This window comes from Pseudoxanthomonas indica, assembly GCF_900167565.1.
GTDB classification, from domain to species: Bacteria; Pseudomonadota; Gammaproteobacteria; order Xanthomonadales; family Xanthomonadaceae; genus Pseudoxanthomonas_A; species Pseudoxanthomonas_A indica.
The window spans coordinates 780608-807192 of the sequence record NZ_FUZV01000001.1; the positions used below are offsets into that span (position 1 = coordinate 780608).

The 26585-nt window shown below is 64.2% G+C and carries 26 protein-coding genes and 1 tRNA gene; 7 read left to right on the forward strand and 20 right to left on the reverse strand.

Features of this window, described 5'->3' with window-relative positions; translation table 11 throughout:
• Position 1: 1 nt before the first annotated feature.
• The 8 genes from B5X78_RS03750 to B5X78_RS03790 form a co-directional block, all read right to left on the reverse strand.
• Positions 2–634 (reverse strand): hypothetical protein, encoded by a 633-nt coding sequence (locus B5X78_RS03750; protein WP_139381386.1) that lies wholly within the window; start codon positions 632–634, stop codon positions 2–4.
• The gene (locus tag B5X78_RS03755; protein WP_079723128.1) at positions 634–888 is read right to left on the reverse strand and encodes a hypothetical protein; all 255 of its coding nucleotides are present in this window, start codon (positions 886–888) and stop codon (positions 634–636) included. Before B5X78_RS03755 ends, B5X78_RS03750 begins: the two co-directional genes overlap by 1 nt.
• Complete coding sequence (locus tag B5X78_RS03760; protein WP_139381387.1) at positions 881–1621, reverse strand: hypothetical protein; 741 nt, start codon at positions 1619–1621, stop codon at positions 881–883. Before B5X78_RS03760 ends, B5X78_RS03755 begins: the two co-directional genes overlap by 8 nt.
• Complete coding sequence (locus B5X78_RS03765) at positions 1614–2018, reverse strand: hypothetical protein (protein WP_079723130.1); 405 nt, start codon at positions 2016–2018, stop codon at positions 1614–1616. The genes B5X78_RS03760 and B5X78_RS03765 overlap by 8 nt, the downstream gene beginning before the upstream one ends.
• Complete coding sequence (locus tag B5X78_RS03770) at positions 2008–2268, reverse strand: hypothetical protein (RefSeq protein ID WP_139381389.1); 261 nt, start codon at positions 2266–2268, stop codon at positions 2008–2010. Before B5X78_RS03770 ends, B5X78_RS03765 begins: the two co-directional genes overlap by 11 nt.
• 141 nt (positions 2269–2409) lie before the next feature.
• Positions 2410–3759 (reverse strand): site-specific integrase, encoded by a 1350-nt coding sequence (locus B5X78_RS03775; RefSeq protein WP_079723132.1) that lies wholly within the window; start codon positions 3757–3759, stop codon positions 2410–2412.
• Positions 3760–4085: 326 nt separating this feature from the next.
• On the reverse strand, positions 4086–5156 hold the full coding sequence (gene cax / locus B5X78_RS03785) for a calcium/proton exchanger (RefSeq protein WP_079723133.1): 1071 nt from the start codon (positions 5154–5156) through the stop codon (positions 4086–4088).
• Positions 5157–5263: 107 nt separating this feature from the next.
• Positions 5264–5650, reverse strand: a complete 387-nt coding sequence (locus tag B5X78_RS03790; RefSeq protein ID WP_079723134.1) for a hypothetical protein — start codon at positions 5648–5650, stop codon at positions 5264–5266.
• Between the two features lie 165 nt (positions 5651–5815).
• Here B5X78_RS03790 and B5X78_RS03795 point away from each other — a divergent pair, with 165 nt between their 5' ends.
• On the forward strand, positions 5816–6169 hold the full coding sequence (locus B5X78_RS03795) for a hypothetical protein (RefSeq protein ID WP_079723135.1): 354 nt from the start codon (positions 5816–5818) through the stop codon (positions 6167–6169).
• A 75-nt stretch (positions 6170–6244) separates the two neighbouring features.
• Positions 6245–6721, forward strand: coding sequence for an LEA/WHy family protein (locus B5X78_RS03800; protein WP_079723136.1), 477 nt, complete (start codon positions 6245–6247; stop codon positions 6719–6721).
• 59 nt (positions 6722–6780) lie between these two features.
• Here B5X78_RS03800 and B5X78_RS03805 read toward each other — a convergent pair whose 3' ends face one another.
• Positions 6781–9948, reverse strand: coding sequence for an autotransporter domain-containing protein (locus tag B5X78_RS03805; RefSeq protein ID WP_079723137.1), 3168 nt, complete (start codon positions 9946–9948; stop codon positions 6781–6783).
• Between the two features lie 600 nt (positions 9949–10548).
• Here B5X78_RS03805 and B5X78_RS03810 point away from each other — a divergent pair.
• From B5X78_RS03810 to dxs, 3 genes are all read left to right on the forward strand, one after another.
• Positions 10549–12339, forward strand: a complete 1791-nt coding sequence (locus B5X78_RS03810; RefSeq protein ID WP_079723138.1) for an acyl-CoA dehydrogenase C-terminal domain-containing protein — start codon at positions 10549–10551, stop codon at positions 12337–12339.
• Between the two features lie 125 nt (positions 12340–12464).
• Positions 12465–13115 carry an HNH endonuclease gene (locus tag B5X78_RS03815; protein ID WP_079723139.1) on the forward strand — a complete coding sequence of 217 codons (651 nt, stop codon included), beginning with the start codon at positions 12465–12467 and terminating at the stop codon, positions 13113–13115.
• A gap of 193 nt (positions 13116–13308) precedes the next feature.
• The gene (gene dxs, locus B5X78_RS03820; protein WP_079724409.1) at positions 13309–15216 is read left to right on the forward strand and encodes a 1-deoxy-D-xylulose-5-phosphate synthase; all 1908 of its coding nucleotides are present in this window, start codon (positions 13309–13311) and stop codon (positions 15214–15216) included.
• Between the two features lie 12 nt (positions 15217–15228).
• Here the strand turns inward: dxs and B5X78_RS03825 are convergent, their stop codons facing one another.
• The 11 genes from B5X78_RS03825 to thrS all read right to left on the reverse strand — a co-directional run bounded on the left by B5X78_RS03825 (position 15229) and on the right by thrS (position 24768).
• Complete coding sequence (locus B5X78_RS03825) at positions 15229–16260, reverse strand: TraB/GumN family protein (RefSeq protein ID WP_425478711.1); 1032 nt, start codon at positions 16258–16260, stop codon at positions 15229–15231.
• A 127-nt stretch (positions 16261–16387) separates the two neighbouring features.
• Positions 16388–16858: a cupin domain-containing protein gene (locus B5X78_RS03830; RefSeq protein WP_079723141.1), complete on the reverse strand. Its 471-nt coding sequence runs from the start codon at positions 16856–16858 to the stop codon at positions 16388–16390.
• Between the two features lie 148 nt (positions 16859–17006).
• A tRNA-Pro gene (locus B5X78_RS03835) sits at positions 17007–17083 on the reverse strand.
• An 88-nt stretch (positions 17084–17171) separates the two neighbouring features.
• A complete protein-coding gene (locus B5X78_RS03840; protein WP_079723142.1) occupies positions 17172–17528 on the reverse strand; it encodes a MerR family transcriptional regulator in 357 nt (118 codons plus the stop codon).
• Positions 17509–17808, reverse strand: coding sequence for an integration host factor subunit alpha (locus tag B5X78_RS03845; protein WP_079724410.1), 300 nt, complete (start codon positions 17806–17808; stop codon positions 17509–17511). Before B5X78_RS03845 ends, B5X78_RS03840 begins: the two co-directional genes overlap by 20 nt.
• Before the next feature lie 52 nt (positions 17809–17860).
• Positions 17861–20254 (reverse strand): phenylalanine--tRNA ligase subunit beta, encoded by a 2394-nt coding sequence (gene pheT, locus B5X78_RS03850; protein WP_079723143.1) that lies wholly within the window; start codon positions 20252–20254, stop codon positions 17861–17863.
• Between the two features lie 83 nt (positions 20255–20337).
• Positions 20338–21333, reverse strand: a complete 996-nt coding sequence (pheS, locus tag B5X78_RS03855) for a phenylalanine--tRNA ligase subunit alpha (RefSeq protein WP_079723144.1) — start codon at positions 21331–21333, stop codon at positions 20338–20340.
• A gap of 101 nt (positions 21334–21434) precedes the next feature.
• Entirely contained in the window at positions 21435–21794 is a 360-nt protein-coding gene (gene rplT / locus B5X78_RS03860) for a 50S ribosomal protein L20 (protein ID WP_079723145.1), read from the reverse strand.
• An 11-nt stretch (positions 21795–21805) separates the two neighbouring features.
• On the reverse strand, positions 21806–22003 hold the full coding sequence (gene rpmI, locus B5X78_RS03865; RefSeq protein ID WP_079723146.1) for a 50S ribosomal protein L35: 198 nt from the start codon (positions 22001–22003) through the stop codon (positions 21806–21808).
• Between the two features lie 290 nt (positions 22004–22293).
• Positions 22294–22818, reverse strand: coding sequence for a translation initiation factor IF-3 (infC, locus tag B5X78_RS03870; RefSeq protein ID WP_229731074.1), 525 nt, complete (start codon positions 22816–22818; stop codon positions 22294–22296).
• Positions 22819–22869: 51 nt separating this feature from the next.
• Positions 22870–24768, reverse strand: a complete 1899-nt coding sequence (gene thrS / locus B5X78_RS03875) for a threonine--tRNA ligase (RefSeq protein WP_079723148.1) — start codon at positions 24766–24768, stop codon at positions 22870–22872.
• A 428-nt stretch (positions 24769–25196) separates the two neighbouring features.
• Between thrS and B5X78_RS03880 the strand changes: the two genes are divergently transcribed.
• Both B5X78_RS03880 and B5X78_RS03885 read left to right on the forward strand, forming a co-directional pair.
• A complete protein-coding gene (locus B5X78_RS03880) occupies positions 25197–25730 on the forward strand; it encodes a hypothetical protein (protein ID WP_079723149.1) in 534 nt (177 codons plus the stop codon).
• A 234-nt stretch (positions 25731–25964) separates the two neighbouring features.
• Positions 25965–26555 carry a hypothetical protein gene (locus B5X78_RS03885; protein ID WP_079723150.1) on the forward strand — a complete coding sequence of 197 codons (591 nt, stop codon included), beginning with the start codon at positions 25965–25967 and terminating at the stop codon, positions 26553–26555.
• The last annotated feature ends 30 nt before the right edge of the window (positions 26556–26585 follow it).

A 26585-nucleotide genomic window follows, 5' to 3' on the forward strand; every position in this document is an offset into this window, starting at 1 on the left:
ATCAGGCCGCCTCCGTCTGCTTCGGAGCTGCCCTATCGGCCGCCCTGGGGGTGACTTTGTCGTCCGCCCCATCCCGTGTAGATGTGTCGGTAGACGTTTGGGTGTCTACAGGAGCGTCTACCGAACCACCTGCCATCCGCTCAGCTGCCACGTTGAGCGAGTGGGCAATCTGAAGCAGGAAGTCGGCACCGTTGATGGCGTTGGTCATGGTGTCGACAGGGTCGCACTCGTGCTGTCCCCTGCCGGCAGCGCAGCGGATCGCTGCTTGCCCGTATTCCAGTAGCGTGGCCGCATGCTCGCGGCACTCGTCGGCCGTCAGGTCATCGCCCCGGACCTGGGCCACGAAACACAGCCGGTCGGAGTAGGCCCACACGGGCGCGGACGGGATGGAGACGGGTACAGGCATCCGCTCGGTCAGCTGTTCAAGCTCGGCCGCGATGGCGTACAGCTGGGTCGCATGCTGGTGCAGCTTATCGGTGTTTCGCTGCCCACCGTGGGAGAACAATTCCGCCATCAGATGCAGCTGGCCAATGCAGCCGCGCACCGCCTCCCGCATCCGGGCCGCGGGCATCAACGCGGCAGTGGCGCCGGCCTTTGCGATGGTGAGCATGGGAATGTCATAGGGCCTTGTCATCAGGTGCGCTCCACGAAGCGGCGCAGCACAGCTGCAGCCTGGGTGAGTTGTTGGGCGTGGTGATGGAGCTGGGCGGCGTTGGCGTCCCGGGAGCGGACAAGCGAAGCGGCGACTGCCTGCACATCGGCTATGCAGCGCAGGGCGGCTTCGGCCTCCTCTACTGTTGGAAGACCGCTCTCGGCCAGCATCTCGGCCAGTTCCTCACGGAGGAACTGGTTTGCGTTGGGCCGGCTGATGGTGGCAAGGTCAAACATGGCGCACCTCCTTGTGCTTGGACAGATCGCGCAGCCCTTGCACCGTCGATGCCTTTAGCCCGCCCTCTCGTGTCGCCAGGGTGCTGAGGCGTTGCAGTAGTAGCGCCTCCTCGTCGGGCTGACCTGATGCGGCCTCCCAGTCCCGGATCTTCTGCCTGATTCGCGCCGCGATGAGTTCGGATAGGGCGTCGCTCTCGTGCTCCAAAGGGGATGCCGTCTCGTCGCACACCTCATCCACCACGCCACCGATTTCGGCCTTGATGGCGTTCCAGTCCAGCCGCTCGACCCTTTTGTCGAATCGCCGGCCCAGCCGTTTCTGGATGGTAGGCGTCCAGGGTGTACCCGCTCCGATGACGTAGCGAGAGAACGCGGCGCGCAGGCGGTTGCCAATGACCTGAATGTCGGACTGCAGCGATTTGGCGTCCTCCACGATGCGCCGCAGGTGTGGGATGACTTTCTTGTAGTCGTCGCCGCGCATGTACTGCACGGATGCGACCCCGCACGTCACGCGCAGGTAGTTGTCGATCCATTCCGCGACGAAGCCTTGGCGGTCCAGCTGCCGACGAAGCGAGCGATAGGTCGCGTCGAGACCGCGGTCCTTCTCCAGGTCGGTCACGAGGCGATTCAGCACCGCATCCGGCCAAGTTCCAGCAGGCGACTCCTCCTGCCACACGGCCGGCGCGGTGACTCGCGTTTCTGCCAAGCGAGCTGGGAAACTCAGGACGTTACCCACGGACCACCTCCGCGCTGCCCTGCGACAGCTGGTGCAGTTCGTTGTTGGCGCACAGCGCGAACCGCTCAATCATCCGGGCGATGGTGGCGGCATCGTCCTGATCGAGGTTTTCGCTTTCTGCGGCTATGCGAAGGACACGCGCTTGGGCCTCGATGTCCGAGAGCTGGCATTGCACGCTGAGGATCTGCTGTTCGTTCGGATTGGACTGGCCGGCGCCCAGGATTTCGCGGAGTGCGCTCGTTGCATCCTTGAGGCGGTTTGCATGGCCCATCAGTTGCACCGTGGCGAGCGGCGCGGGTGAGATGGTATCGGCGATCTTGTCCACGATGGACAGCCAGCGCTGGGCATCGGCAATGCCTGCCTGCGCGGGTGTGGTGGGAGAGGTGTTAGCGGACATTGGGCACCCCCGCCAAAGACAGATTCAGGGGATGCAACGGGTCGACGTGGGCAGCAAGCAGGCCCAGGACGAAGCCGATGATGGAAAGAGCGACGATGCAGCGGACCAGGTTTTGGTCGCCGTCTGCCGCGAGCCAGGCGTTCGCCTGGCTAAAGTTGGCCTGCGTGCGGCGCAGGGCGCGTTGTGTTGCCTTGTTGAGGCGCAAGAATGCCCGCGCCAAGCGATTACCCGTAGAATTCCGGGTTGCCATGACTGACTCCTAGATAGTCGGTTGTGGTAGGCGGGCCGGGTGTTAGCGCACCCGGTTCCGCCGCTTCTATTGCGGCGTTGCTTCTGTAGTTTTCCTTTCCTCCTGTTCTACGCCAATTGGCCAAGCGCCGGTTCGGGCGCGTTACTTCGCTACTCGCTTCTTTCGGATGGCTGTGATGCTGGCCGACTCCCCCGTGGTGATTTTGTACAGCGTCTCAAGCGCTTCGCGCTTCTCGTTGAGGTAGTTATGCCGGTCGTAGTGCTTGGACTGCACCCCGCCTAGACCATGGGACTGCAACTGGCCGCGGACCTCCAGGCTTAAGCCAGCTGCTGCCAGTCGGGTTTCGACGGTTCGCCTGATGTCGCCAAGTGTAAAAGGGCCGCTCTCCAGCTCACCGGCCTCTTGCATCGCGGCCATGACCGGCATGAGTCGATGCCGGAGCGACGAATAGTCGGCCGGTGCTAACCCAGCAGTGAGGGTGAAAAGATGCGGGCCAGCCTTGCCGCCCCCCATTTCCTGCAGCGCTTCTACCGCGGCGGGTATTAGGGGAACCACATGCTGCCTAGGCACGCGGCGACGCCCTTTGCTATCGCGAAGGCGGACGGTTCGAGAATCGGAGTCATAGTCCTGCTTAACCAGCCTGGCCAATTGAGCCAGTCTCTGCGCGCCGGTCAGCAGGTGAAACCTCAGTACGGCACCCTCTGGCCCCTCAAGGCCTGCGATGCGGCGCCAGTAGGCCCTCAGTTCGCCTACCGACAAAGCACGCTCCCCGGCATCCGCCGCGCCATCTACTGGCACGAGATCTACCGCGGGGTTGTGGCGGATGCCGAGTTCCCTGAGCGCAGGCAGGGCACGCGCGTTGTGCCGGGCCTTCAAAGCTGCAGCGAACGCTGCCCGAAGGTACGAACGGACCTTTGCAGCCTCGCGAAGCTTGTCGCCGTCAGCCAGGCGAGCCACCACGGCCAGAAGGTCGTCATCGGTGGCGTCCGCTGCCCGCTTGGCCCACAGCTCGGGCATGGCCTCCTTGAGGTTGCGCTCCAGGGAACGCTCTACTGCCCGGGCGCTGACCTTTCCACCCCTCCTCAGATCTGCCACGTAGGCCTCCAGTAGCGCACCAAGCGTCGCACGGGAACGAGCCTGCTCCTCAAGGGCAGCCTGCTCCGTGGCGACCCTTAGGCGCTCCTGTTCGCGCTCCTGGCGGTCCAGTGCACCGCGAAGGTCGCGCTCACCGTCTTGGTAGCGCCTGGAAAGCTCAGCGGCGCGTGTGCGGGCATCAGCCAACGACAAGTCGGTACCCAGCGGCAAACGGACTCTCTCACCGTCAGGGGCGGTATAGCGGTAATAGAAGGCCGATTGGCCACTAGATAGCTTACGGACCTGGAGTCGGCCAGCACCTCGGGCAGCCGGATCAGCCGCCCATTCACCCGCGGCCAAGGCAGCAATGCCCTTTACGGTCAGCGCGCCCTTCTTCGTGCCTGTTGCGTCTGCCACTTCGCCCCCTGCATCGGCCGGTGCCCGTTTGGTGCCCGTTACGGGCTGGACCCTTCCAGACGAAAATAGACGCCTCAATCCGCAAAATCAAGGCCTTTCGTCAACTATCCCTGTGGGTCAGACGTGCATGGACGCCGATGGATAGATGAATAGGGATTGAAAATCCCTGTGTCGGGGGTTCGATTCCCTCCCCGGCCACCACGAATATCAAGGGTCTGCAGAGATGCAGGCCCTTTTTGTTCGCGTGATGGCGCAGCGGCTGTTTTCGCATGCTGTCGGGTCGGAAGGCGTCGTGCCGACGCAGGGTTGCTCGAGCTGCCCCAGGATTACGCCACCGCATCCGGCACGAAGAAGAACACCGCCGCCAGGATCAAATACACGGCCAGCAACTGCACCCCTCGCAGCCAATCCGCGCGACCATCGCTGGCCACCTGGCCGGCAATCATCACCGCGAACAGGATTGTCAGGACCAGCCCGGGACCAAACACCAGTCCCATCGGATGCGGACCGATCCAGTAGCTCAGCAAGACCAGCAAGGGCGCCACCAGCAGCGCCAGCTGCACGCTCGCGCCCAAGGTGATCGACATCGACAAGTCCATGCGGTTCTGGCGCGCAGCGACTATCGCGGTGGCTTGCTCGGCCGCACCGCCGATGACGGCCAGCACGAACACGCCGGTAAAGGCGTCGGAGAAGCCCATCGCTTCGCTTGCCGCTTCCACGGTGCCGACCAGAATCTCGCTCAACCAGACGATGCCGGCAGTGACCGCGAACAACACCAGCAGCGCCTTGCGCGGGGTCCACGCCGGCCCCGCGTGGACATGGCCATGGCCGGCATCGGCTGCCTGGGCGCTGACATCGGCGCCACTCCTGACCAGCGCAAACGCCACGTTGGCCAGATACACCGCCAACATGATGCAGGCGATCAGCGCACTGATGGAGTTCATCTGGCCCTCGGCCTTGGGCACGATGCTCAAATACGCCGCTGGCAGAATCAGCGCGATGACCGCCAGAGTCAGCATGGTCGCCTGGGTACGCGCGGCACGCGCGTCGTAACGCTGATCGCCATGCTTGCTTCCGCCCAGCACCATGGCCACACCCAGCACGAACAGCACATTGCCGATGATGGTGCCGGCCAGCGAGGCCTTGACCATTTCATGCAAGCCGCTGCGCAGCGCCGCCAGGGCGATGATCAGTTCAGCGGCATTGCCGAAAGTGGCGTTGAGCAAGCCACCCAGGCCTGCGCCCAGGCGCGTGGCCAGCACGCCGGTGGCCTGCGCCATGATCGACGCCAGCGGCACGATACCCAACGCCGCAACCGCAAAGATCAACAGGTCGTTGCCGGGAGCCAGATGCTCCAGCACGATGGCCAGCGGCACCAATACCAGTAGCCATTTCATGGTTGGGTTCCTGCGCGCACCAGTATGGGCTCCGGTACAGTCGCGCACGCCGCTGACAGCGACAATTGGCCTTTGGCCCTACCCGCGGATGGCGGAAATGCGCGAAGTCAGGGCGTAGATGGGCCGCGTGGATTCCACAGGGTTCCGAGCCACCAGGCCAATCCCCAGATCACCAGTCCTCCCAGCGTCAACCAGGCGGGTGCGAAAACGAAGACCAATGCAGCGGTCGACGATGACGACAACCACATCGCATTGATGTAGAACCATGCGCTGAATGCGAGCACCAGCAACGAGGCGATCACGCCAGCCCGGGTACGTGCGCGCGAGGGATGCCGCGACGAGCATACACAGGCAAACATCAGCACATAGGGCAGCAGCACCCAGGGATAGAACCAGTTCCAGCTGAAGCCACCGGCTCCCCGCACCATCGCCGCCACGGCGATGGCAGCGCCCGCCAGCAGCAGGATCGCACTGACTTTCGTCCATCCCCTCATCGCCAGCCTCATCCATCCGGCGTCCGGGGCCGGGCATGCGCGGGATGTTAGTCGGCCAGGTGGGCCCTGCCAATGCCGTAGCGGGCGCCTGCCGATCGCGACCATCAATGCACTCACGCTGCTACGACGCGAACTGCGTTTTTGTGTGCCTCATCAGGGGGTGCAATGAACGTGCTTACGACACCGGATGGACGTTACATCATTGTGCGCGGCCGCTTGTGGCGTGCGGCCAATCCGCATTTGGATCCCGAGCAGAAGCAAGCTTTGACCCAGGCCCTGATGGAGGCACGGCGCGCGGTTGGTCTGGCGATGCGCCGGGACGATCAAGCCAGCCTGTCCAGCGCGCGCGCTGCGGTGAACCGCACCAAGATCGCATTGGGCGAACGTGGACCGGTCTGGTGGGATGACGGCGCGCCCGACTTCAATAGAAGGTTGATCAAGAACACACCGTATGCGGCCTGGTTTGCCCGTCGGCATGTCTCGACGGATGGTCAGGACAGCGCGTCCGGCCAGCCCTGACGCCACTGCGCACCTGCTGCGACTTGCCGCTTGTTCGTACTATGCTTGCCGCTTTCCTGGATCCGGAGCGGCACGATGACGCGTAGCGGTTTACTGGCACTTGGACTTCTCGGCTCGGCGTTGCTGGTCGCTTGCAGCAGCGGCCCGGTTCGACGCGTGTCCGAACCTGCCGCCAGCATCCAGCAGTTGACCGTCCACGCCAACGGCAGCTGGTCAATCGATCTGCGCCTGCAGAACTACAGCAGCATCCCCATGCGCTTTGAACGTGCTCAGCTGACGCTGGCGGTGGATGGTGAGGCCGCCGGCTCGCTCAATGCCACGCCTGCGCTTTCCGTGGGCCCGGAATCGGCTGACGTGGTGACCGTACCGTTCCAGCCCGATTCCAGTGCCCGTATGGTACTTGCCGACGTACTGGCATCGCGGAGGTCGCTGCCGTATTCGCTGGAGGGGACGATCTCCGCCACGCCGGAAGAAGGCAAGCTTCGAGAATTCAAGGTGGAGGGGAAGAACACGCTCAGCCCGGTACCGGGCCTGGACGGCGTTCTTCGATAGCACAGAAGAGCGTGCGTGCCGTTCGGTGACCCGACGGCACGCACGCTCTGGTTCAACATTCAGAACTGCAGCGAGAATCGCGCGTTGACTGCATGGTCATGTGCGTCGGCAGCAAACTGACCGTCATAGCCCAGTTGCAGCAGGGTATGCGGACTCAGTCGAGCGCCCAGCGTGAGGTTCAACAAGGTGGCCTTTTCGGCCAGCGGCGCCGACCAGCTGGAGAAGTCCGCCCCGCCCTGCCAGGACGCCGTGGCGATGGAACGCAGGTCGCCCTGCGCGTGGCGATAAGCCACCCCGCCGCCCAGTTGCAACCAGTCCTGGCCTCCGCCGGTCGCCAGGTCCGCCGCCATTCGCAGACCGGCCGTGGCAAAGTCCACCTGGCTGTGACCGGCGTCCACCTGCAATGCAGTCAGCCCGCCCCGCTCCTGGAACCGAGGCGTGCTGACCCGCACATGCGACCACTGCGCGTACGGCTCCAGCATCACCTGCCCGCCCACCTGCCACGCGTAACCGGCTTCGACAAAGCCCTGCTGGCCGTGACTGGTATAGCTCGCCTGTTGGCGTTCGTTGAACGTGCCGTAGGCCACCTGGCGGTTTGCGTCGGTGCGATGGTCGGACATCAGCCAGCCCCCGCGCAGCGCCAGCGCGCCCCACTGCTTGCCCGCATACACGCCCAGGTGGCGGCTGCGGTCTTCGCTGCGGCTGCCACGCTCACGCACCTTAATCTCGCCCTTGCCTGTAGCGCCCAACACGCCCAGCGTCCAGTCGGCGCCCACGCGACGGTCATACCCGACGGTCAGGCCACTGCCCTGGTAGTCGACGCGTGCGGCATTGCCGTCGCCGTCGAGATGACCGCCGCGACCGTGCGCATCCACCCACACGCCATTGTGTCCTTCGGCCTGCTGGACGAAGGCGTCCTGCACGCTGCGCAGGCGTTGCGCCGCCGCCTGGTTCAGGTCATGGCCCTGCTCCAGCCACACCGCACGCTGGCTGGCATGGGTCTCCGCGCTCAACCGCTCGAACGCCGACAGCGCCTGCGGCACATCCAAACGGGTCAGACGTTGCAACACCACATCCTGGTCCGACGCCGCATCCGCCGCCATCGCCACACCCAGCTGATTGGAGGTGTACGCCGCACTGGCCAGCGACTGGCCGCGCGCCACATCAATGCTCACCTGCCGGGGGGTGTGGTTCAGACTCAGTGACAGGAACGGCTGGCTGCTGAGCGTGCTCGCGCCGGCAAACGAGCCACTGACCTCCTGCGCGCTCACGATGCGATAGCGCTCGCCCAGCGTGGCGCCGCTCACCCGCACCTGCCCGCCTTCCAGCGCAGCCTTCCCGCGCACATCCACCAAGTCGGACGTGCCGCCGGACTGTGCATCCACTTCGTAGACCGAGCCGGCTTGCTGGGTATAGGTGCCGTTGACCGTCAAGGTGCCAATGCCGTCGACGCCTGGAGCGATGATGCCGGCTACCTGTGTGTCGGCCAGTGTGCCCGTGCCTTGCAGGCGCGCCTCCTTGCCCACCAGGGTCCGGCCCTGTTCCACCTGGCCCTGCACCGTGGCCTGGCCACCGTGCAGCTCAAGATTGCTCTTGACCAGCTGGCCATCGAGCAGCAGATGGCCACCGTCGACGCGCACCGCCGAAGCCAGGGCGTTGCGACCATCCAGTTCCAGCACGCCTTCCTTCAACAGCACACCACCAAAGCTGTTGTTGCCACTCAGGCGTAGCCAGCCCTCGCCGGACTTGGTCAGCTTGCCGGTGCCGCCGATGTCATTGCGCCAGTCATCCCAGGCCTCACCCGACCACACCTTCGCCCCCCCGGCGCGTCGGTCCATCTTGACCTCGCTGTCCACCCGCATCTGACTCGGACCATCGATGGCCTTCTTCAAGTCCATCAGGCCCCAACCGTAAATCTCGTCCACGCCCGCCTCGCCCAGATCCTCTGCCGTGGTCAACAGCACATCGCGTACCTGTGCGTTGTCCAGATACGGGTAGCGCTCCATCAACAGCGCCAGGCCTCCGGACACATGCGGCGCCGCCATCGAGGTGCCGTCGTGGCTGGCGTAGCCGCTTACGTGCTCGGCGCTGTTGATCTTCATGCCGGTCACGTTGCCCTTCGCGTCCCGGAGGATTTCCCCTTCCACCTTGCCTTCCGGCACTGCGGAGATGATCCCGGTACCCGGTGCCGAGATGCACCAATCCTTGCTCGGACCACAGATGTTGGAACCAGGCGAAATTGTCTTTTCCGCGGTCAGATTGGTCGTGGCAATCCAGTACGGTTCGGCGTCCTTGTGATAGCGGGGCACAGCGGCAAGTACATGCGCGACAGCGCCGGCGTTGTTGCCCGCGGACCATACCTGGATGATGCGATTGGTCCGGGTCCACCCGGCGTAGTCGTCCACCATCTGCTTGATGGTGGCTGCGGCGGCATCCAGCTCATTGGCGTTCCTGGCAACCGCCGGCATACCCCAGGAGTTGTTGACCACCCGCACGTTGGACTTGGCAAAATCGCTCTGGATGGCGGCACGAGTTTCGGAGTTGGCTGCCGTACCCACCATCTCGCCTCCCGGCCGACCCCACAGCGCTTCAAAATTCTGCACGCGGTTCGAGTCAGTCACCGCGCTATACAGTTCCGAGCCAAATGCCACGCCATGCATGCCGGACCCATTGCGATTGGCGCCCACAATGCCGCCCACGTGGGTGCCATGTATGCGTTGCACGTACCCTTCCATTGCCCGCAAGAAATCCAGGTCCTTCTGCGGCATCTTGCCCTCTTTGACCAGTCCTTCGAAGAAGGCGCGTTGCTCCGGATTCATCGGACGTGTGTACGTGTAGCCAACGCCGCCGTCCGAATAGAAACAGGCATCCGGGCCACCGAACGTGGTGGGCGAACTGCATCCCTGGTCGTGCGCAAGCAGATTGTGCGTCTTTCCGGAAAGCTCCGAATGCCAGGCGGCGGTGCCGTCATCCAGTACACCCACGTTGATGCCAGCGCCGCTCAACCCGCGGGCGTAGGCATGATCGGCGCCGACAGCACCCAGGCCCCAGTCTTTCTTGAACTCGTCGCTGCGCCAGCTCTCGGCATTGCCGACCTTGCCTTGCTCGGTATAGGCGGCTTGCGCGAAGGCCAGGCTGGGTGCACTGCCGGCGATGGACAGGATGATGGCATGCGTCAGCAGGCGCGGACGCAATGCTCGACGTGATTGTTGTTTCTTGCGGGACATGAAATGGATTTCTCGATATTGGGTTCGGGTTGCCCAAGATCAGTCGCGCCCACGCAAGTACTCTCGCGCGGCCATCGATGAGGCGATGCGACGCCTTCAACCGATCCGGACGCGCCGCAACCTAAAGACGTGCCTATCGGGCACGCAAGGCCGTTTCTGAGTCGAATTGCAATGTCCACACGATTAGAAATAGGCAAACCGCTGGTGCCGTCGCGCGCCAACTGATCGCGCGCGATGACTGAATGTCCCGCAATGAGAAATCGAATCCGAGCGGCGGCGTCGGGACCTGGGCTGTCTGCGGCCTGAGTTGCGCAAGTGGGGAGTTACCAGGAGGAGCGGCCATTCGTGGCCGAGGGGTTGCCAATGGCTGCCGTATTGGGTGTCGATGGACTCTCTCCGAGAGACGTCTCACAGGCGTTCGGCCAGCCTCGTGGGCATGCAAGGCCAAGAAAGTTTGGCTTCCTCGCTGACCCACCAATGCGATGCACCTCATCACTCCCGGCGCCCGGCCGGCGTATCGGGTGAGTTCGGCTCGTCCAGCCACCATACGCCGTAGTATCCTGCGAGTCCGTTCCCTCCCTTAGCCGTGCCGAGCCTGCCATGAGCACCTACCGCGCCCCTTTGTCCGACATCCGTTTCGCCCTGTACGACGTGCTCGACGTGGAGGCGCTGTTCGAGCGTCTGGGTTACTCCGAGGCCACGCGCGACGTGCTGGATGCGGTGCTGGACGAGGCCGCCCGCTTCGCCGAAACCGTGCTCGCGCCCCTCAATAGCGTGGGCGATGAGGTCGGCTGCAAGCTCGACTCGGCCACCCACGACGTCACCACACCGCCGGGCTTCAAGGCGGCCTATGACCAGTTCATCGACGGCGGCTGGACCGGCCTGACCGCCTCGCCCGACTTCGGTGGCCAGGGCCTGCCGCACGTCATGGGGGTGCCGCTCAACGAGATGGTCAACGCGGCAAACCTGGCCTGGGGCAACTTCCCGCTGCTGTCGCATGGCGCGGTTGAAGCGCTCAAGCATCACGGCGAAGCCTGGCAGCAGGAAGTCTTCCTCAAGCCATTGGTGGAAGGTCGCTGGACCGGCACCATGTGCTTGACCGAACCCCATTGCGGCACCGACCTGGGCCTGTTGAAGACCCGCGCCGAACCCAACGCCGACGGCAGCTACGCGATCACCGGCACCAAGATCTTCATCACCGCCGGTGAGCATGACCTCACCGACAACATCGTCCATCTGGTGCTGGCGAAACTGCCGGATGCGCCGGCCGGCGCGAAAGGCATCTCGTTGTTTGTCACGCCCAAGTTCAAGTTGGATCGCAACGGTAACGTGGGCGAACGCAACGCGCTGCACTGCGGCTCGATCGAACACAAGATGGGCATCAAGGGTTCGGTCACCTGCGTGATGAACTTCGATGGTGCGCAGGGCTATCTGGTGGGCCAGCCGCACAAGGGCCTGCAGGCGATGTTTACCATGATGAACACCGCACGCCTGGGCGTGGGTCTGCAAGGCATCGCATTGAGCGAGCGTGCCTACCAGAACGCACTGCGCTACGCGCGCGAGCGCTTGCAGACGCGCTCGCTGAGTGGCCCCAAGGTCCCGGACAAGCCTGCGGATCCGATCCTTGTCCATCCGGACGTGCGGCGCATGCTGCTTACCGTCAAAGCACTGACCGAAGGCAGCCGCCTGCTGGCCCTGCACGCCGGCACGCTGATCGACGTTGCCGGCCACGCTGACGATGCTGGCGAACGCGAGCGCGCCGATACGCTGGTGAGCTTCCTGACGCCGATTTCCAAGGCCTGCCAGACCGAATGGAGCATCGAGAACACCTACAACGCCCTGCAGTGCTTCGGTGGTCATGGCTACATCCATGAGCACGGCATGGAGCAACTGGCGCGCGACGCGCGCATTACCACGCTCTATGAAGGCACCACCGGCATCCAGGCGCTGGATCTGATGGGCCGCAAGACCGCCGGCACGCAGGCGGCGGGCCTGAAGTTGTTCCTGGCGGAAATCGAGGCCTTCCTGCAAGCCCACCAGGACAATGCGGCGCTGGCCGAATTCGTCGCTCCGCTGCGCGAGAAGACCGCCGAATGGGCCCAGCTCACCCGCGAGATCCTGCAGCGCGCGAGCCAGGATCCCGAGGAAATCGGCGCAGCCAGTTACGACTATCTCTTCTACTCGGGCTATGTGGCCTTGGCCTACTGGTGGGCGCGCAGCGTGGTCAGCGCCGAAGCTTCATCGCACAGCGAAAGCTTCAAGCAATCCAAGCGCGAGACCGCGCAGTTCTATTTCGCTCGCCTGCTGCCGCGCACACTGGCGCATGCGGCCGCCATCCGCAGTGGCGCTGCCTCATTGATGAGCATGGCGGACGAACGCTTCGGAACCTGAGCGAGGTGTGGATGCGCCTTCCCTGCGACGGGGAAGGCGCGTCGACCTCGCAGGTGGCGCGTTGATGCCTGATAGCGGCCTCAAGCTATCCAAATTGTCATCAATCAGGTATAACCTGATACCCCATGGAAGCAGACAGAGCTCAGCTTCACCTGGTGGACGCCGGCAACGATACGGACCGGTTCGTCGTCGCATCCCAAGCCCCCATCCGCTTTACCCCGCGCCTGCTGTCGCTGGATGCGCATGGCCGGGTGCTGGACTGGATCAACTGGCAGGACGCCACCTGCCTCTACGCGCGGGGCGCCGTGGCCTGGACGCTGGGCGAACCCTGCCTGCGTGTCCATGGCGGCACCTGCCGCACGACCGGCGAGCAAAGCGTCATCGAGCTTCATCCCATCGTGGCCTCGCGTGGGCATGCGCGCGCACATGCGCTGTCGCCCACGCCGACTCTGACCAACACGGCGTTGTTCGCACGCGACGCCTACCTGTGCCTGTACTGCGGGCAGGACTTCGGCCGCCAGCATCTGACCCGCGATCACGTGCTGCCGCTGTCCAAGGGTGGCCGCGATACTTGGGAAAACGTGGTCTCCGCCTGCTTCCACTGCAATTCGCGCAAGAGCAACCGGACCCCGCAGCAGGCCAACATGCCGCTGTTGGCGGTGCCCTACCGGCCCAGCTGGATCGAGCACCTGATCCTGTCCAACCGCAACATCCTCGCGGATCAGATGGCTTTCCTGAAGGCCCAGCTGCCCAAGCGCTCCAAGCTTTCCGCCTGAGCTCGCAGCCGCGTCCGGTCCTCCGCCTTCACGCCTCGCCGGGGCCGACGCGCGTAGCTTCGTTCGCCCCCGGGAGCTCCAGGTCGTGCAAAAAGCCCTGGATCTGGCCTGCCGTATCGCTCGGCTTCACGACTTCGCTTGCCCCACTTCACACTAGAGGGGGAAAATAGGCGCACAGATGAAAGCCAGCCCGATGATCGACGCCGCCCGCTATCCCCGACTCTCCCGCATCAACATCCCCGCCGACCTGCGTCAGTTCGATGAAGCCGAGCTGCCCGCCATCGCCGAAGAGTTGCGCGGCTACCTGATCGAGTCGGTCGGCAAGAGCGGTGGCCACTTTGGCGCCGGCCTGGGCGTGATCGAATTGACCGTCGCCCTGCATTACCTGTTCGAAACCCCGGTCGACCGCCTGGTCTGGGACGTGGGGCATCAGTGTTATCCGCACAAGATCCTGACCGGCCGTCGCGACGACATCCATACGGTCAAGCAGAAGGATGGCGTGGCGCCGTTCCCCAAGCGCGAAGAAAGCGAGTACGACACCTTTGGCGTCGGCCATTCGTCGACCTCCATTTCCGCCGCGCTGGGCATGGCGATCGCACTGGCGCAACAGGGCGATGACCGCAAGGTGGTGGCGGTGATTGGCGACGGCGCGATGACGGCCGGCATGGCCTTCGAGGCGCTCAATCATGCCGGCGGCATGGAGCCGGAACCCAACTTGCTGGTGATCCTCAACGACAACCAGATGTCGATTTCGGAGAACGTCGGCGGGCTGACCAAGATGCTCGGTCGTCTCAGCAGCAGCCGCACGCTCAATGCCTTGCGCGAGGGCGGCAAGAAACTGCTGGGTGACAAGAAGAAGCCGCCGGCGCGTTTCATGCGTCGCTGGGAAGAGCATTGGAAAGGCATGTTCGTGCCGTCCACGCTGTTCGAGCAGATGGGTTTCCACTACACCGGCCCCATCGACGGCCACGATGTCGAAGCGCTGGTGGGCGCACTCAAGACCCTCAAGACCCTCAAGGGTCCGCAGCTGCTGCATATCCTGACCACCAAGGGCAAAGGTTACGAGCTGGCCGAGGGCGACCAGATCGGTTACCACGCGGTGGGCCCGTTCGATCCCGAAAAGGGCTTGATCAGCAAGACCGGTGCAAAGAAGCCCACCTACACCGACGTATTCGGCGAATGGCTGTGTGACATGGCCGCGGCCGAACCCAAGCTGCTGGGCATCACCCCGGCGATGCGGGAAGGCTCCGGCCTGGTGCGTTTCAGCAAGGAGTATCCGGAACGCTACTTCGACGTGGCCATTGCCGAGCAGCACGCCGTAACCCTGGCGGCCGGCATGGCCTGCGAAGGCAGCAAGCCGGTGGTGGCGATCTACTCCACCTTCCTGCAGCGCGGCTACGACCAGCTCGTGCACGACGTGGCGATCCAGAATCTGGACGTGCTGTTCGCCATCGATCGTGGCGGCGTGGTGGGTCCGGACGGCGCCACCCACGCGGGCAATCTCGACCTGAGCTACCTGCGTTGCGTCCCCAACATGGTGGTGATGGCGCCGGCCGACGAGAACGAGTGCCGCCGCATGCTCAGCACCGGCTACCAGCATGTCGGCCCAGCCGCCGTGCGCTATCCGCGCGGCACGGGTCCGGGCGTGGCGCTGACCCCGGATCTGGACACCCTGCCGATTGGCCAGGCGGAACTGCGCGCCCGCGGCAAGAACGTCGCTGTGCTGGCCTTTGGATCGACAGTGGCCGCTGCAGAGCAGGTGGCACTCGAGCTCGGTCTGACGGCAGTCAACATGCGCTTCGTCAAACCGCTGGATCGCGCGTTGGTACTGGAACTGGCGTCGTCCCACGAAGGCTTTGTCACCGTCGAGGACAACGTGGTGATGGGTGGCGCAGGTTCGGGCGTGGCCGAGCTGCTGAACGAGCAAGGCATCGCCCTGCCCGTGCTGCACCTGGGCCTGCCCGACAGCTTCCAGCATCATGCCAGCCGGGAAGATCTGCTGGCCGAAGCCGGCATCGACGCGGCCGGGATTCGTGCCGCCATCCTGCAACGCTGGCCGGCGCTGGCAGCGAAGTCGGCAGCGTTGATCGCCGCAGGCTGAGCGTTTCCGGGGTTATTCGGGTGCTTCCACCGTGTAGCCCCGGGCCTGCAACTGCGCCAGATAGCCGCCCGGCTTGAGCAGTTCACCGATGCCCACCGTGGCAAAGGTGATGCGACTTTCGCGCAGGGCCAGATCGGCCTGGCCCAGCCAGGTCTCGCGCACGCGCACATCCAGATCGGTCAGGCCACGTTTGCGCGCCACATCCGTATCGAACCAGGCCGACAGGCAGGCCAGCTGCTGAGCTTCCGTGGGCTGGCTGCGCAGGGCAGCGACATCGCCCACCGCCCATGCGTTGGCGCGCGCGGTCATCCGTGGTAACTCGAACTCGATCCGGTCCAGCGTCCGGTTGAAGCATTCCAGGTCCACCGGCTTCAACGGCTCCTTGCGGAAGTCGGCGATCGCCTGCTTGGGATCCTCAATCATCAGTTTGAGGGTGGCCGGCGTGATTTTTAGCTTGCGCTTCTTCAGTGCCGCCTCGAGTACGGGCTCGATCACGTTGCGCTCCTTCAGTCCCGAACGCGACAAGGCCTCCTGATACAACTGGAAGACGGCGATTAGCGGTCGCTTCTTCTCGATGCCGGTGTCCCGTCCCAGGTAGCGCTGCTTCAGCCTCGCCCAGCGCGCATAGGTGTCCGCGGGCAGGACGTCCTGCAGGCGTTGGTCGCCCGGATTTTTTGCCGCCTTCATGGCCGAAGGCAGCAGCAGCATGCCGCGAAAGAAACCGACGTCCGCATCTACCTGCACGCCGGGCGAACCCAGCACGCGGTCGACCACTTGCAATACCTGCTCCACTTCATCCGAGCGCCAGGTCATGCGCTTGGGCAGCGGCGACTGCGTACCCAGGATGTAGAGCAGGTGATCGCCGTTGCGCACCCGCCACAAACCGGGCCCCGGCTGCACACCGCTGACCGTGATGGCCTCCAGCTCACGTACGGGCGCTTCCGTGGCGCTGGTCGGCGCGGTTACCGGCGGAAGCTTCGGGGAGGCAACGGCAGCAGGAGCGGCGGTCACGGGGCCTTCCCGCGCCAGCAGATCGCCGCGCATCGCTACGGTCGATGCTGCCAGCATGACCAGCAGCAGGCCAAGCCAGTCTCGACGCATTCCCTGCACTCCTGTCATCGCGCCATGGCCGGCGCGGCAGGTATGACCTTACTGAATTGCCATGGTTCCGTCAGGCGACGCGGCCACCGGCTTCGCGCAGATGTCGGGCGGTCTCGCTGTCGTGCTCGAGCAACTGAAAGCCCTTCCAGACAAAGCCCGGCGACACCGAGCAGTCCATGACGGTATAGGCGCCCAGGCTGCGCGCGCTCTGCCAGATGCCGGCCTGCACCACCTGCACCTGCTGGCCACCCCGGGCCGAGGTATCCAACTGAGCGCGGCTCAAGGTGCGGGTTTCCGGATCGAACATCGACAGTTCCAGCGCGCTGCCTTCCGCCCAGTCCCAGATCTCGGTCGCGTCCACACGGTGCCAACGACTGACAACACCTTCGGTAATGAGGAACTTGATCGCCGTCAGCGTGGCACGCTCGATGCCATTCACTTCGGTGCGTTTGTTCGATTCAAAAATGCGCCGAAAGTAGCCGCCCTCGGGATGAGGGGCCAGGTCCAGGGTGCGGATCAGCTCTTCGGCGCGTGCGTGCATGAAGGGATTCTAAACACGACTCGCCGGGATGCCGCAAGCCGGGCTGGACCATGGCGAGCCCGATTCGAGCAAAACGGGCGCGCTGAGGCCCTGAAACGAAAAAACCGCTCGGTCACGCAAGGTGACGGAACGGTCTTGTCGTACTGCTTGGTCGGGGTAGCCGGATTTGAACCGACGACCACCAGTCCCCCAGACTGGTGCGCTACCAGGCTGCGCTATACCCCGAATTCTGAAAATTCGCCGCCGCGAGGCGGGCGCTGATTATAGCCGCAAGCGATGAGCCATTCCTAGCAAGGCTCTGCTGCTGGGCCAATCAACGGCGCAACAACTGCAGGATTTCTTCCAGCTCCATGCGCACCTGGCGCACGATCTGGTTGCTCAAGGCGGATTCCTGTTTGGCGCCCTCGCCTTCCAGGCGCAGCCGCGCGCCACCGATCGTGTAGCCCTGTTCGTACAGCAGGCTGCGGATCTGCCGCACCATCAGCACGTCATGGCGCTGGTAATAACGACGATTGCCGCGTCGCTTGGCCGGTTCCAGGCTGGGAAATTCGGTTTCCCAGTAGCGCAGCACATGCGGTTTGACATCGCACAGCTCGCTGACCTCACCAATGGTGAAGTAGCGCTTGGCCGGAATCGGCGGAAGTTCGCGGTTACTGCCCGGGTCCAGCATAGGCTTCCACACGCTCCTTGAGTTTCTGCCCCGGGCGGAACGTCACGACGGTCCGCGCCGAAATGGGGATCTCTTCCCCGGTCTTGGGGTTGCGGCCCGGGCGCTGGTTCTTGCGGCGCAGGTCGAAGTTGCCGAAGCCCGACAGCTTGACCTGGCGACCCTGCTCCAACGCATCGCGGAGCACGTCGAAATAGGCATCGACGAATTCCTTGGCCTCACGCTTGTTCAGTCCGACTTCGTCGAACAACCGCTCTGCCATTTCAGCCTTGGTCAACGCCATGCCCACCTGTTCCCCAGTCTTTGTTTCCAGTACCGCTCGCAACGCTTTGCATTTATCCGCGGATTCGGGCGCCATGTGCCTGCGCCAGCGCAGACACCACGACTTCCACTACCGAATCGACGTCGCTGTCATTCAGAGTGCGTGATTTGTCCTGCAAAATCAAGCCCATAGCGAGACTCTTTTGACCGGATTCGACCCCAGCCCCCACATACCGGTCAAACAGTTGGACCTCGCGTAGCAGTGGCCCGGCTGTCTGTTCCACAGTCTCGCGCAAAGCTTGCCAGCTGACGTGGTCGGACACGACGAACGCAAGATCCCGGCGGACGGACGGGTAGCGCGACAGGTCGGCGGCACGCGGCACGGTCCGGGCCACCAGCGGCGCCAGGTCCAGTTCCAGGACGAAGACATCGGCATCGATGTCCAGCGCCCGCTGCAAACGGGGGTGCAGCTGGCCCAGCCAGCCCAGGTAGTGCCCGTCGCGATAGACCTCGGCCGAGCGGCCCGGATGGCCCTGGGGCGGCGACGCGGGACGGAACTCCAGGACCGCGCCGGACGCAGCAGCCAGACTCTGCAGATCTCCCTTCAGGTCGTGGAAGTCGACCTTGCGCGCCGGCGTCTGCCCCCATTGTTCCTGGTAAGCGTCGCCGCAGACCGCAGCGGCCAGGCGCTGGGTCTCGCGCGGGGCCTGACCCTGCCCGGCATCGGCAAACACATTGCCCAGCTCGAACAGGCGCACACGGGTGGCCTGGCGAGCCAGGTTGCGTCCCAGCGCAGCCACCAGTCCGGGAAGCAGCGAGGTACGCATCACACCCAGCTCGGCGCTCAGCGGATTGGCCAGCGGCACGCCGCCCGCCTGCAGCTGCCATTGCTGCAGCGACTGCGCATCGACGAAAGCGAAGTTGACCGTTTCGAAATACTCGCGCGCGGCCCATTGGCGACGCACCGTGGCGTCATCCAGGCGCGTTTCGGTGATGCCGGCGATGCGCGTGGCGCCGCCGGGCAGCGTGGTCGGAATGCGCTCGTAGCCGTGGATGCGCGCCAACTCCTCAATCAAGTCTTCTTCGATGGCGATATCGAAGCGGCGCGACGGCGGCACGACCTGCCAACCCTCCGTGGTTGCGCTGACCTGCATGCCCAGCGCGATCAGGATGCGCGCAATCTCGGCATCCTCGATGGCGATTCCCAGGACGCGCTGCACGCGTGCGCGCCGCAGGGTGATGGGTGCGGGCGCCGTCAGGTGCTCCGGCAACGCGGCTTCGGTGATCGGGCCGGCTGCACCGCCGCCGATTTCCAGGATCAAACGGGTGGCATATTCCACCGCCTGGCGCGGCAACTCCGGATCCACGCCACGCTCGAAGCGATGGCCGGCATCGGTGTGCAGGCCCAGCTTGCGGCTGCGGCCAATGATGGCTGAGGGAATCCAGTGCGCCGCTTCCAGGAACACGTTGCGCGTGCTGTCGGTGACGCGCGTGTCGTAGCCGCCCATGATGCCGCCCAGTGCCACTGCGCGCGCCGCGGCGCCGCCGTGACCGTCGGACACCACCAGCATGTCGTCATCGAGCTTGACGGTCCGGCCGTCGAGCAGCTTGAGCTCCTCGCCGGCGCGAGCCGGGCGCACGACAACGGCGCCTTCCAGCAGGTCATGATCGAAGGCATGCATGGGTTGGCCAAGTTCCAGCATCACGTATTGGGTGACGTCGACCAGCAGGCTGATCGGGCGCACGCCGGAACGGCGCAGGCGCTCGGCCATCCACGCCGGCGTGGGCGCGGTGGCATTCACGCCTTCGATCACGCGACCGACGAAACGCGGCACGCGTTCGCCGGCTCTCAGTTCCACCACCCGCTCGCTGCCGATCCGCGCCGGCACTGTCTCGCCTGCCAGCGGCTGCACCGCGCTGTCCAGGGCGGCTGCCACGTCGTAGGCAATGCCACGCACGCTGAAGCAATCCGCGCGATTGGGGGTCAGCTTGATTTCGATGCTGGCGTCGGGCAGCCCCAGGTAATTCGCCAATGCGGTGCCAACGGGTGCATTGGCAGGCAGTTCCAGCAGGCCGGAAGCGTCCGCATCCAGTCCTAGTTCCTTGGCCGAGCACAGCATGCCGTTGGACTCGACACCGCGCAGCTTGGCCGCCTTGATGTCGATGCCATTGACGTGGGCGCCTACCGTGGCCAACGGCGCCACCAGGCCCGGGCGTGCATTGGGCGCGCCGCAGACAATCTGCAGGAGTGCGTCGCCGCCGACATCGACCTGGCAGACCTGCAGACGATCGGCTTCGGGGTGCTTGGCGCATTCGACGATGCGCGCCACCACCACACCGGCCACGCCGTCACCCAGCGCGGTCACTTCTTCCACTTCCAGGCCGATTGCGGTGAGCACCGCCGCCAGTTGCTCACGGCTGGCCTGGGTGGGGACATGACTGCGCAACCAGTTTTCAGAGAATTTCATCGGGTCTCACCATCAGGCGGGCTCGGCCCGCCACAGCATCAAGATTCGAGGACGCGCATGCGCATCCCGCCATAATCAGGGGTTCAAGCGAACTGGCGCAGAAAGCGCACGTCGTTCTCGAAGAACGCGCGCAAATCGTTGACGCCGTAGCGCAGCATGGCAAAGCGCTCCACGCCCATGCCGAAGGCAAAGCCGGTATAGCGCTCCGGATCGATGCCGCAGTTGCGCAGCACATTCGGATGGACCATGCCGCAACCCAGCACTTCCAGCCAGCGGGTGCTGCCGTCCGGTTGTTGCCAGGCGATGTCGACCTCGGCGCCGGGCTCCACGAACGGGAAGTAGCTCGGGCGGAAGCGCATCTCGAAATCGCGCTCGAAGAACGCGCGCACGAATTCGGCCAGCGTGCCCTTCAGGTCCGCGAAGGTGGAATGCTCGTCCACCAGCAGCCCTTCCACCTGATGGAACATCGGCGAGTGGGTCTGATCACTGTCGCTGCGGTAGACCTTGCCGGCGGCGATCATGCGCAGCGGCGGACGATGGGCGTCCATGTAACGCACCTGCACACCCGAGGTATGCGTGCGCAGCAGGCGGCCATCGCCAAAGTAGAAGGTATCGTGCATCGCGCGCGCCGGATGGTGCGGCGGGAAGTTCAGTGCTTCGAAGTTATGCCAGTCGTCCTCGATTTCCGGGCCGTCGGCCAACTCGTAGCCCAGGCGGCCAAAAATGTCGGCCATGCGCTCAAGGGTGCGGCTGATTGGATGCAGGCCACCGCGCTGGCCGTTGCGGCCCGGCAGGGTGACGTCGATGGTTTCGCCGGCAAGGCGGGCGTCCAGCGCTGCGTTGTCGAGCAACTGCTTGCGTGCGGCGAGCGCCTCGCCGATTTCATCGCGCACGCGATTGATAGCTTCACCGGCCTGTTTGCGCTGATCCGCCGGCAGGCTGCCCAGCTGCTTGAGTTGCGCGGTGATGCTGCCGCTCTTGCCCAACAAGGCCACGCGCAGGTGTTCGACGGCGTCCGGCGACTGTGCGTCGGCGATGTCGGCCAGGGCCTGGCGGGATACGGATTCGATATCGCTCATGGGAGTCCTGCTGGATTCCAAAAAAATGGGGAAGGACTTGCGCCCTTCCCCACGTTTCAGGCGGCGAACCGCCCTACTGCATTTACGGTGGAGAGACGGCCTCAGGCCGCCAGAGCGCCTTTCGCCTTTTCAGCCAGCGCCGCAAAACCCGCCGCGTCGTGCACGGCGATGTCCGCCAGCACCTTGCGATCCAGGGTAATGCCAGCCTTCAGCAGGCCGTTCATGAAACGGCTGTAGCTCAGACCGTTGATGCGGGCAGCCGCATTGATGCGGGTGATCCACAGCGAACGGAAGTTGCGCTTCTTCTGCTTGCGGCCGATGTAGGCGTACTGCTGCGCCTTGATGACCGCCTGCTTGGCGACTCGGAACACCTTGCGACGGGCGTTGTAGTAGCCCTTGGCCAGGTGGAGGACCTTCTTGTGACGGCGACGCGCCGTCACGCCACGCTTAACTCGTGCCATTTTTCAAATCCTCAGAGGTAGGGAAGCATGCGATCCAGGCGGCTGCTGTCCTCGGCGCGAACGATGTTCGTGCCGCGCAGGTTGCGCTTCCGCTTGGTGGCTTTCTTGGTGAGGATGTGGCTACGGTTGGCGTGGCCAGCCTTGTACTTGCCGGACGCGGTCTTGCGGAAACGCTTGGCCGCCGCCCGGTGGGTCTTGATCTTGGGCATTGCTATGTCCTTGATGGGTTTATGTCACTGACCTGGGCGGTGGCAGAGCCACTCTTTCCGTCCTGCCCGTGTCGGCTTGTAAGTCGTTGAATCAAAAAGAATCCACGACAGGTTCCTGGGCTGCGAACAGCCAATCCCGATGAACTGGGCCGCACATTATGCCCAGACTTGGAAATCCTTGCAAATCAGGGGGTTTGCGCGCAGCCCCTGAGGCTCCTGCCTGGCCCGGAACGCAGAAGGACCGCTCAAGGCGGTCCTTCTGGTCAGCCTGAGGGGCCAGCGCCCGCGGCTTACTTCTTCTTCGGCGCGATCATCATGACCATCTGGCGCCCTTCCAGGCGCGGACGGGATTCGATGACGATTTCATCGCCCAGCTCGGCTTCGATGCGCGCGGCCATTTCGCGACCCAGCTCCTGGTGGCTCATTTCGCGGCCACGGAAACGGATGTTGACCTTGACCTTGTCGCCTTCTTCCAGGAAGCGGCGGATGTTGCGCATCTTGATCTGATAGTCGCCCTCATCGGTGACGGGGCGGAACTTCAGTTCCTTGATTTCGACCTGCTTCTGCTTCTTCTTGGCCTCGTTGGCCTTCTTCTGCATTTCGAACTTGAACTTGCCGAAGTCCATGATCTTGCAGACAGGCGGCTCCGCATTGGGCTGGATCTCGACCAGGTCCAGGCCTTCTTCCTCGGCCTTGGCCAAAGCCTCGTCGCGCGTGAGCACGCCGATCATCTCGCCATCGGAACCAATCACGCGCACTCGCGGCACGCGGATCTCGTGATTCTTGCGGTTTTGCTTGTTGTCAGGGGTACTGATGTTGCAGTCTCCAGAGGGTGTCGTGCCGGCCCCCGGCGGGGGCCGGATCTGTTACGCGTGCTCGCCGCGCAGGCGTTCGGCGAAAGCTTCCACGGACATTGTGCCCAGATCTTCGCCCGAACGCGTGCGCACGGCAACGGCGCCATTTTCCTTCTCGCGGTCGCCAACCACCAGCAGGTAGGGAACGCGCTGTAGCGTGTGCTCGCGGATTTTAAAGCCGATTTTTTCGTTCCGCAAATCGGCAATCACCCGGAAGCCTTGATTTGCAAGGATTTTCCGGACTTCGTCCACATAATCGGCCTGAGCGTCGGTAATGTTCATTACCACCGCCTGCTGCGGGGCCAGCCAGGCCGGGAACGAGCCGGCGTGGTGTTCGATCAGGATGCCGATGAAGCGCTCCATCGAGCCCACGATGGCCCGGTGCAGCATCACCGGGTGGCGGCGCTGGCTGTTTTCGTCCACGTATTCGGCGCCCAGACGGCCCGGCATCATGAAATCCACCTGCATCGTGCCCAGCTGCCAGGTCCGGCCAATGGCGTCCTTCAGGTGGTACTCGATCTTGGGACCGTAGAACGCACCCTCGCCCGGCAGTTCCTGCCATTCCACGCCGCAGCTGCGCAGCGCCGCGCGCAAAGCGTCCTCGGCCTTGTCCCAGGTGTCGTCCTCGCCCAGGCGCTTTTCCGGGCGCAGGGCGATCTTGATCTGGATGTCCTCGAAGCCGAACGCCGTGTACACCGCCAGCGCCTGCTGGTGGAACGCGGTCACTTCCGACTCGATCTGCTCTTCCGTGCAGAAGATATGGCCGTCGTCCTGGGTGAAGCCGCGCACGCGCAGGATGCCGTGCAGCGCGCCCGAGGGTTCATTGCGGTGGCAGGAGCCGAATTCGCCATAGCGGATCGGCAGATCGCGGTAGCTGTGCAGACCCTGGTTGAACACCTGCACGTGGCCCGGGCAGTTCATCGGCTTGATTGCGTAGGTACGCTTTTCCGACTCGGTGAAGAACATGTTCTCCTGGTAGTTGTCCCAGTGGCCGGACTTCTTCCACAGCGACACGTCCAGGATCTGCGGGCAGCGCACTTCGCCGTAGCCGCTGTCCTGGTAGACCTTGCGCATGTATTGCTCGACCACCTGCCAGATCGACCAACCCTTGGGGTGCCAGAAGATCAGGCCCGGCGCTTCTTCCTGCAGGTGGAACAGATGCTGCTGCTTGCCGATGCGGCGATGGTCGCGCTTCTCGGCTTCTTCCATCCGCGTGATGTAGGCATCGAGCTGCTTCTTGTCGGCCCAGGCGGTGCCGTAGATGCGCTGCAGCTGCTCGTTCTTGGCGTCGCCGCGCCAGTAGGCGCCGGAGATACGGGTGAGCTTGAACGCCTTCAGGAAGCGCGTGTTCGGCACGTGCGGGCCGCGGCACATGTCCACGTATTCCTGGTGGTAGTACAGGCTCATCGCCTTTTCTTCGGGCATGTCCTCGATCAGGCGCAGCTTGTAGTCTTCGCCGCGCGACTGGAACACGTCGATGACCTCTGCGCGCGGGGTGACCTTCTTGATCACGTCGTAGTCCTGCGCGATCAGTTCCTGCATGCGCTGCTCGATCGCCGCCAGGTCTTCCGGCGTGAACGGGCGCTCGCTGTAGATGTCGTAGTAGAAGCCTTCGGCAATCACCGGGCCGATGACCATCTTGACGTCCGGATACAGCTGCTTGACCGCATGGCCGACCAGATGCGCGCTGGAGTGGCGGATGATTTCCACACCCTCCTCGTCCTTGGGGGTGATGATGCGCAGGCTGGCGTCGTGGTCGATGACATCCACCGCATCCACCAGGCGACCGTCGACCGCACCGGCCACGGTGGCCTTGGCCAGGCCGGCGCCGATGGATTGGGCCACTTCCATGACGGAAACGGGTTGCGGGAATTCGCGGCGGCTGCCGTCGGGGAGCGTGATCGTGATCATGGTGTGCGTCTTGAGTCCTGGATGCCGCGAATCAGGCCGTGCCCAGCGGGGCAGAGGTGTCGCGGAAAGCGTATGGCGGGCAACAAAAAAGCGCCGCGAGGGCGCCTGTGGATGCAGTGCCTCGGGCAGTACCTGGTTTAGAAGGTGGTAGTGCTCATGTCGCACGCTCGGCCGGCGCTTCCGCGGGCCACCTCGTGGGAATCGGGTGATGCAGTGTAAACGACCGGCTCACGGCAGCAAAGCGGACCCGGGCCCTCGACCGGCGGCCTGCCGACAGCCCCGTCCGTCGGCGCGACGTTCCGGCGCTAACGGATCGTTTTCATGCGTGAATCTGCTCGCAACAACGCAGTGCCAAATCGTCCCGCTTCACGTCCCTGCCCCGCGCCCCTGTGGAAGCTGGCAACGGACGTATTGCAGGAGTCATCACCATGACCGGGCCCGTCTTTTTCACCGAAGAGCTTTCCAACAGCAAGGTGGCGGCCATCTACCCCAGCGCGGAACTGGCGCGCAGGCAGGCCGAACGCCTGCGCCAGGCGATGTCGCTGTCCGCCCGACAGGTCCAGGTGCTGGTGCCGGGCGAGCGCCATCCTGGCCGCAAACTCGAGCCGGAAAGCCACAACATTTTCCGCACGATGATTTGGGCGCACGTGCGCCTGGGCGTGATTGGCGCCATCGCTGGCCTGATGGTGTACGTGGCTTTGCGGATGGCCGATATCCCCGCCGTGGACCAGTCGCCCTGGCTGTCCTGGTTGATGCTGGTGATGTACGGCGGCATCTTCGGCCTTATGCTGGGTGGCCTGGTCACGCTGCGGCCCGACCACGACCGCTACGTGATGCGGGTGCAGGAAGCACTGGGCGAAGGCGATTCGGCGGTGGTGGTGCACGCCACGTCGGCCTGGCAGAAGGCCCGGGCGAAGGAATTTCTGGAAGCTGGCGGCGCCGAGACCGCATCCACGCTGTAGCGCGGCCCGCTCGTCGCGGGAATCCACCCAAACCCTTGCTATTGCTGGGTTTGCAGTGGTGGGCGGTACAGGGTTCGAACCTGTGACCCCTACCATGTCAATGCCCGGCTAGGCTGTTCCATGCTGTCCTATGAGGACGTAAGTGCACGATTTATCGTCCTTTTGTGGCCATTGCGGACCCATGTTGTTTCCTTATCTTTTTCCGTACGGAAGGAATCCACAACAGGAGGTCACATGGAACTGAGCAAGGTCAGCGTACGCAACGGGCTGAAGCCCCGCCCTGAGCCGTACTGGCAGAAACTGGGCTCTGGGAGGGCCCTTGGCTACCGGCAGGGCAAGACCGGGGGAAGCTGGGTCGCCCGGCACTACGATTCCGCACAGTCTCGAAAACTGCAATCCAAGCTCGGCGACTTCGGCCAGTTGCCTGCGACCGATCGCTACGCGGCCGCCCTGGAAGCCGCCAGACGCTGGTTCGAGCGTCTCGACAAGGGCGGTATGGCCCGGGATATCACCGTCCAGGTAGCGTGTGAGCAGTACGCGGCCACGCGTCCGGACGCTGCCAAGCGGTTCAATCGGTACGTCTACAACCACTCGTTTGCCAAGATCCCTCTGTCCAAGTTGACCGACCACCATGTCGCCACTTGGCGCAATCAGCTTGAGAGAACACCCGCCCTCATCAGCAGGAGCAAGAAAGGCGAGCCGGTGACTCGCGCCAGGTCTCCAGCCACCATCAATCGCGACATTGCGCCTGTCCGCGCCGCCCTCAATCGAGCTTTCAGGGGAAGGGCAGTCCTGGAAGACCACGCATGGAAGTTCGCGCTGTAGCCACTTCCAACTCAGCCGGGCCGTCGAGTT

Coding starts and splice junctions, on each gene's coding strand:
- B5X78_RS03790 (WP_079723134.1), bottom strand. CDS start 5,650: ATGAGGGGATGGACGAAAGTCAGTGCGATCCTGCTGCTGGCGGGCGCT.
- B5X78_RS03800 (WP_079723136.1), top strand. CDS start 6,245: ATGACGCGTAGCGGTTTACTGGCACTTGGACTTCTCGGCTCGGCGTTG.
- B5X78_RS03755 (WP_079723128.1), bottom strand. CDS start 888: ATGTTTGACCTTGCCACCATCAGCCGGCCCAACGCAAACCAGTTCCTC.
- B5X78_RS03810 (WP_079723138.1), top strand. CDS start 10,549: ATGAGCACCTACCGCGCCCCTTTGTCCGACATCCGTTTCGCCCTGTAC.
- B5X78_RS03825 (WP_425478711.1), bottom strand. CDS start 16,260: ATGCGCGGCGATCTGCTGGCGCGGGAAGGCCCCGTGACCGCCGCTCCT.
- B5X78_RS03750 (WP_139381386.1), bottom strand. CDS start 634: ATGACAAGGCCCTATGACATTCCCATGCTCACCATCGCAAAGGCCGGC.
- B5X78_RS03885 (WP_079723150.1), top strand. CDS start 25,965: ATGGAACTGAGCAAGGTCAGCGTACGCAACGGGCTGAAGCCCCGCCCT.
- rpmI (WP_079723146.1), bottom strand. CDS start 22,003: ATGCCCAAGATCAAGACCCACCGGGCGGCGGCCAAGCGTTTCCGCAAG.
- pheT (WP_079723143.1), bottom strand. CDS start 20,254: ATGAAATTCTCTGAAAACTGGTTGCGCAGTCATGTCCCCACCCAGGCC.
- dxs (WP_079724409.1), top strand. CDS start 13,309: ATGATCGACGCCGCCCGCTATCCCCGACTCTCCCGCATCAACATCCCC.
- B5X78_RS03770 (WP_139381389.1), bottom strand. CDS start 2,268: ATGGCAACCCGGAATTCTACGGGTAATCGCTTGGCGCGGGCATTCTTG.
- B5X78_RS03815 (WP_079723139.1), top strand. CDS start 12,465: ATGGAAGCAGACAGAGCTCAGCTTCACCTGGTGGACGCCGGCAACGAT.
- pheS (WP_079723144.1), bottom strand. CDS start 21,333: ATGAGCGATATCGAATCCGTATCCCGCCAGGCCCTGGCCGACATCGCC.
- rplT (WP_079723145.1), bottom strand. CDS start 21,794: ATGGCACGAGTTAAGCGTGGCGTGACGGCGCGTCGCCGTCACAAGAAG.
- B5X78_RS03840 (WP_079723142.1), bottom strand. CDS start 17,528: ATGCTGGACCCGGGCAGTAACCGCGAACTTCCGCCGATTCCGGCCAAG.
- cax (WP_079723133.1), bottom strand. CDS start 5,156: ATGAAATGGCTACTGGTATTGGTGCCGCTGGCCATCGTGCTGGAGCAT.
- B5X78_RS03805 (WP_079723137.1), bottom strand. CDS start 9,948: ATGTCCCGCAAGAAACAACAATCACGTCGAGCATTGCGTCCGCGCCTG.
- B5X78_RS03845 (WP_079724410.1), bottom strand. CDS start 17,808: ATGGCGTTGACCAAGGCTGAAATGGCAGAGCGGTTGTTCGACGAAGTC.
- thrS (WP_079723148.1), bottom strand. CDS start 24,768: ATGATCACGATCACGCTCCCCGACGGCAGCCGCCGCGAATTCCCGCAA.
- B5X78_RS03795 (WP_079723135.1), top strand. CDS start 5,816: ATGAACGTGCTTACGACACCGGATGGACGTTACATCATTGTGCGCGGC.
- B5X78_RS03765 (WP_079723130.1), bottom strand. CDS start 2,018: ATGTCCGCTAACACCTCTCCCACCACACCCGCGCAGGCAGGCATTGCC.
- B5X78_RS03880 (WP_079723149.1), top strand. CDS start 25,197: ATGACCGGGCCCGTCTTTTTCACCGAAGAGCTTTCCAACAGCAAGGTG.
- B5X78_RS03830 (WP_079723141.1), bottom strand. CDS start 16,858: ATGCACGCACGCGCCGAAGAGCTGATCCGCACCCTGGACCTGGCCCCT.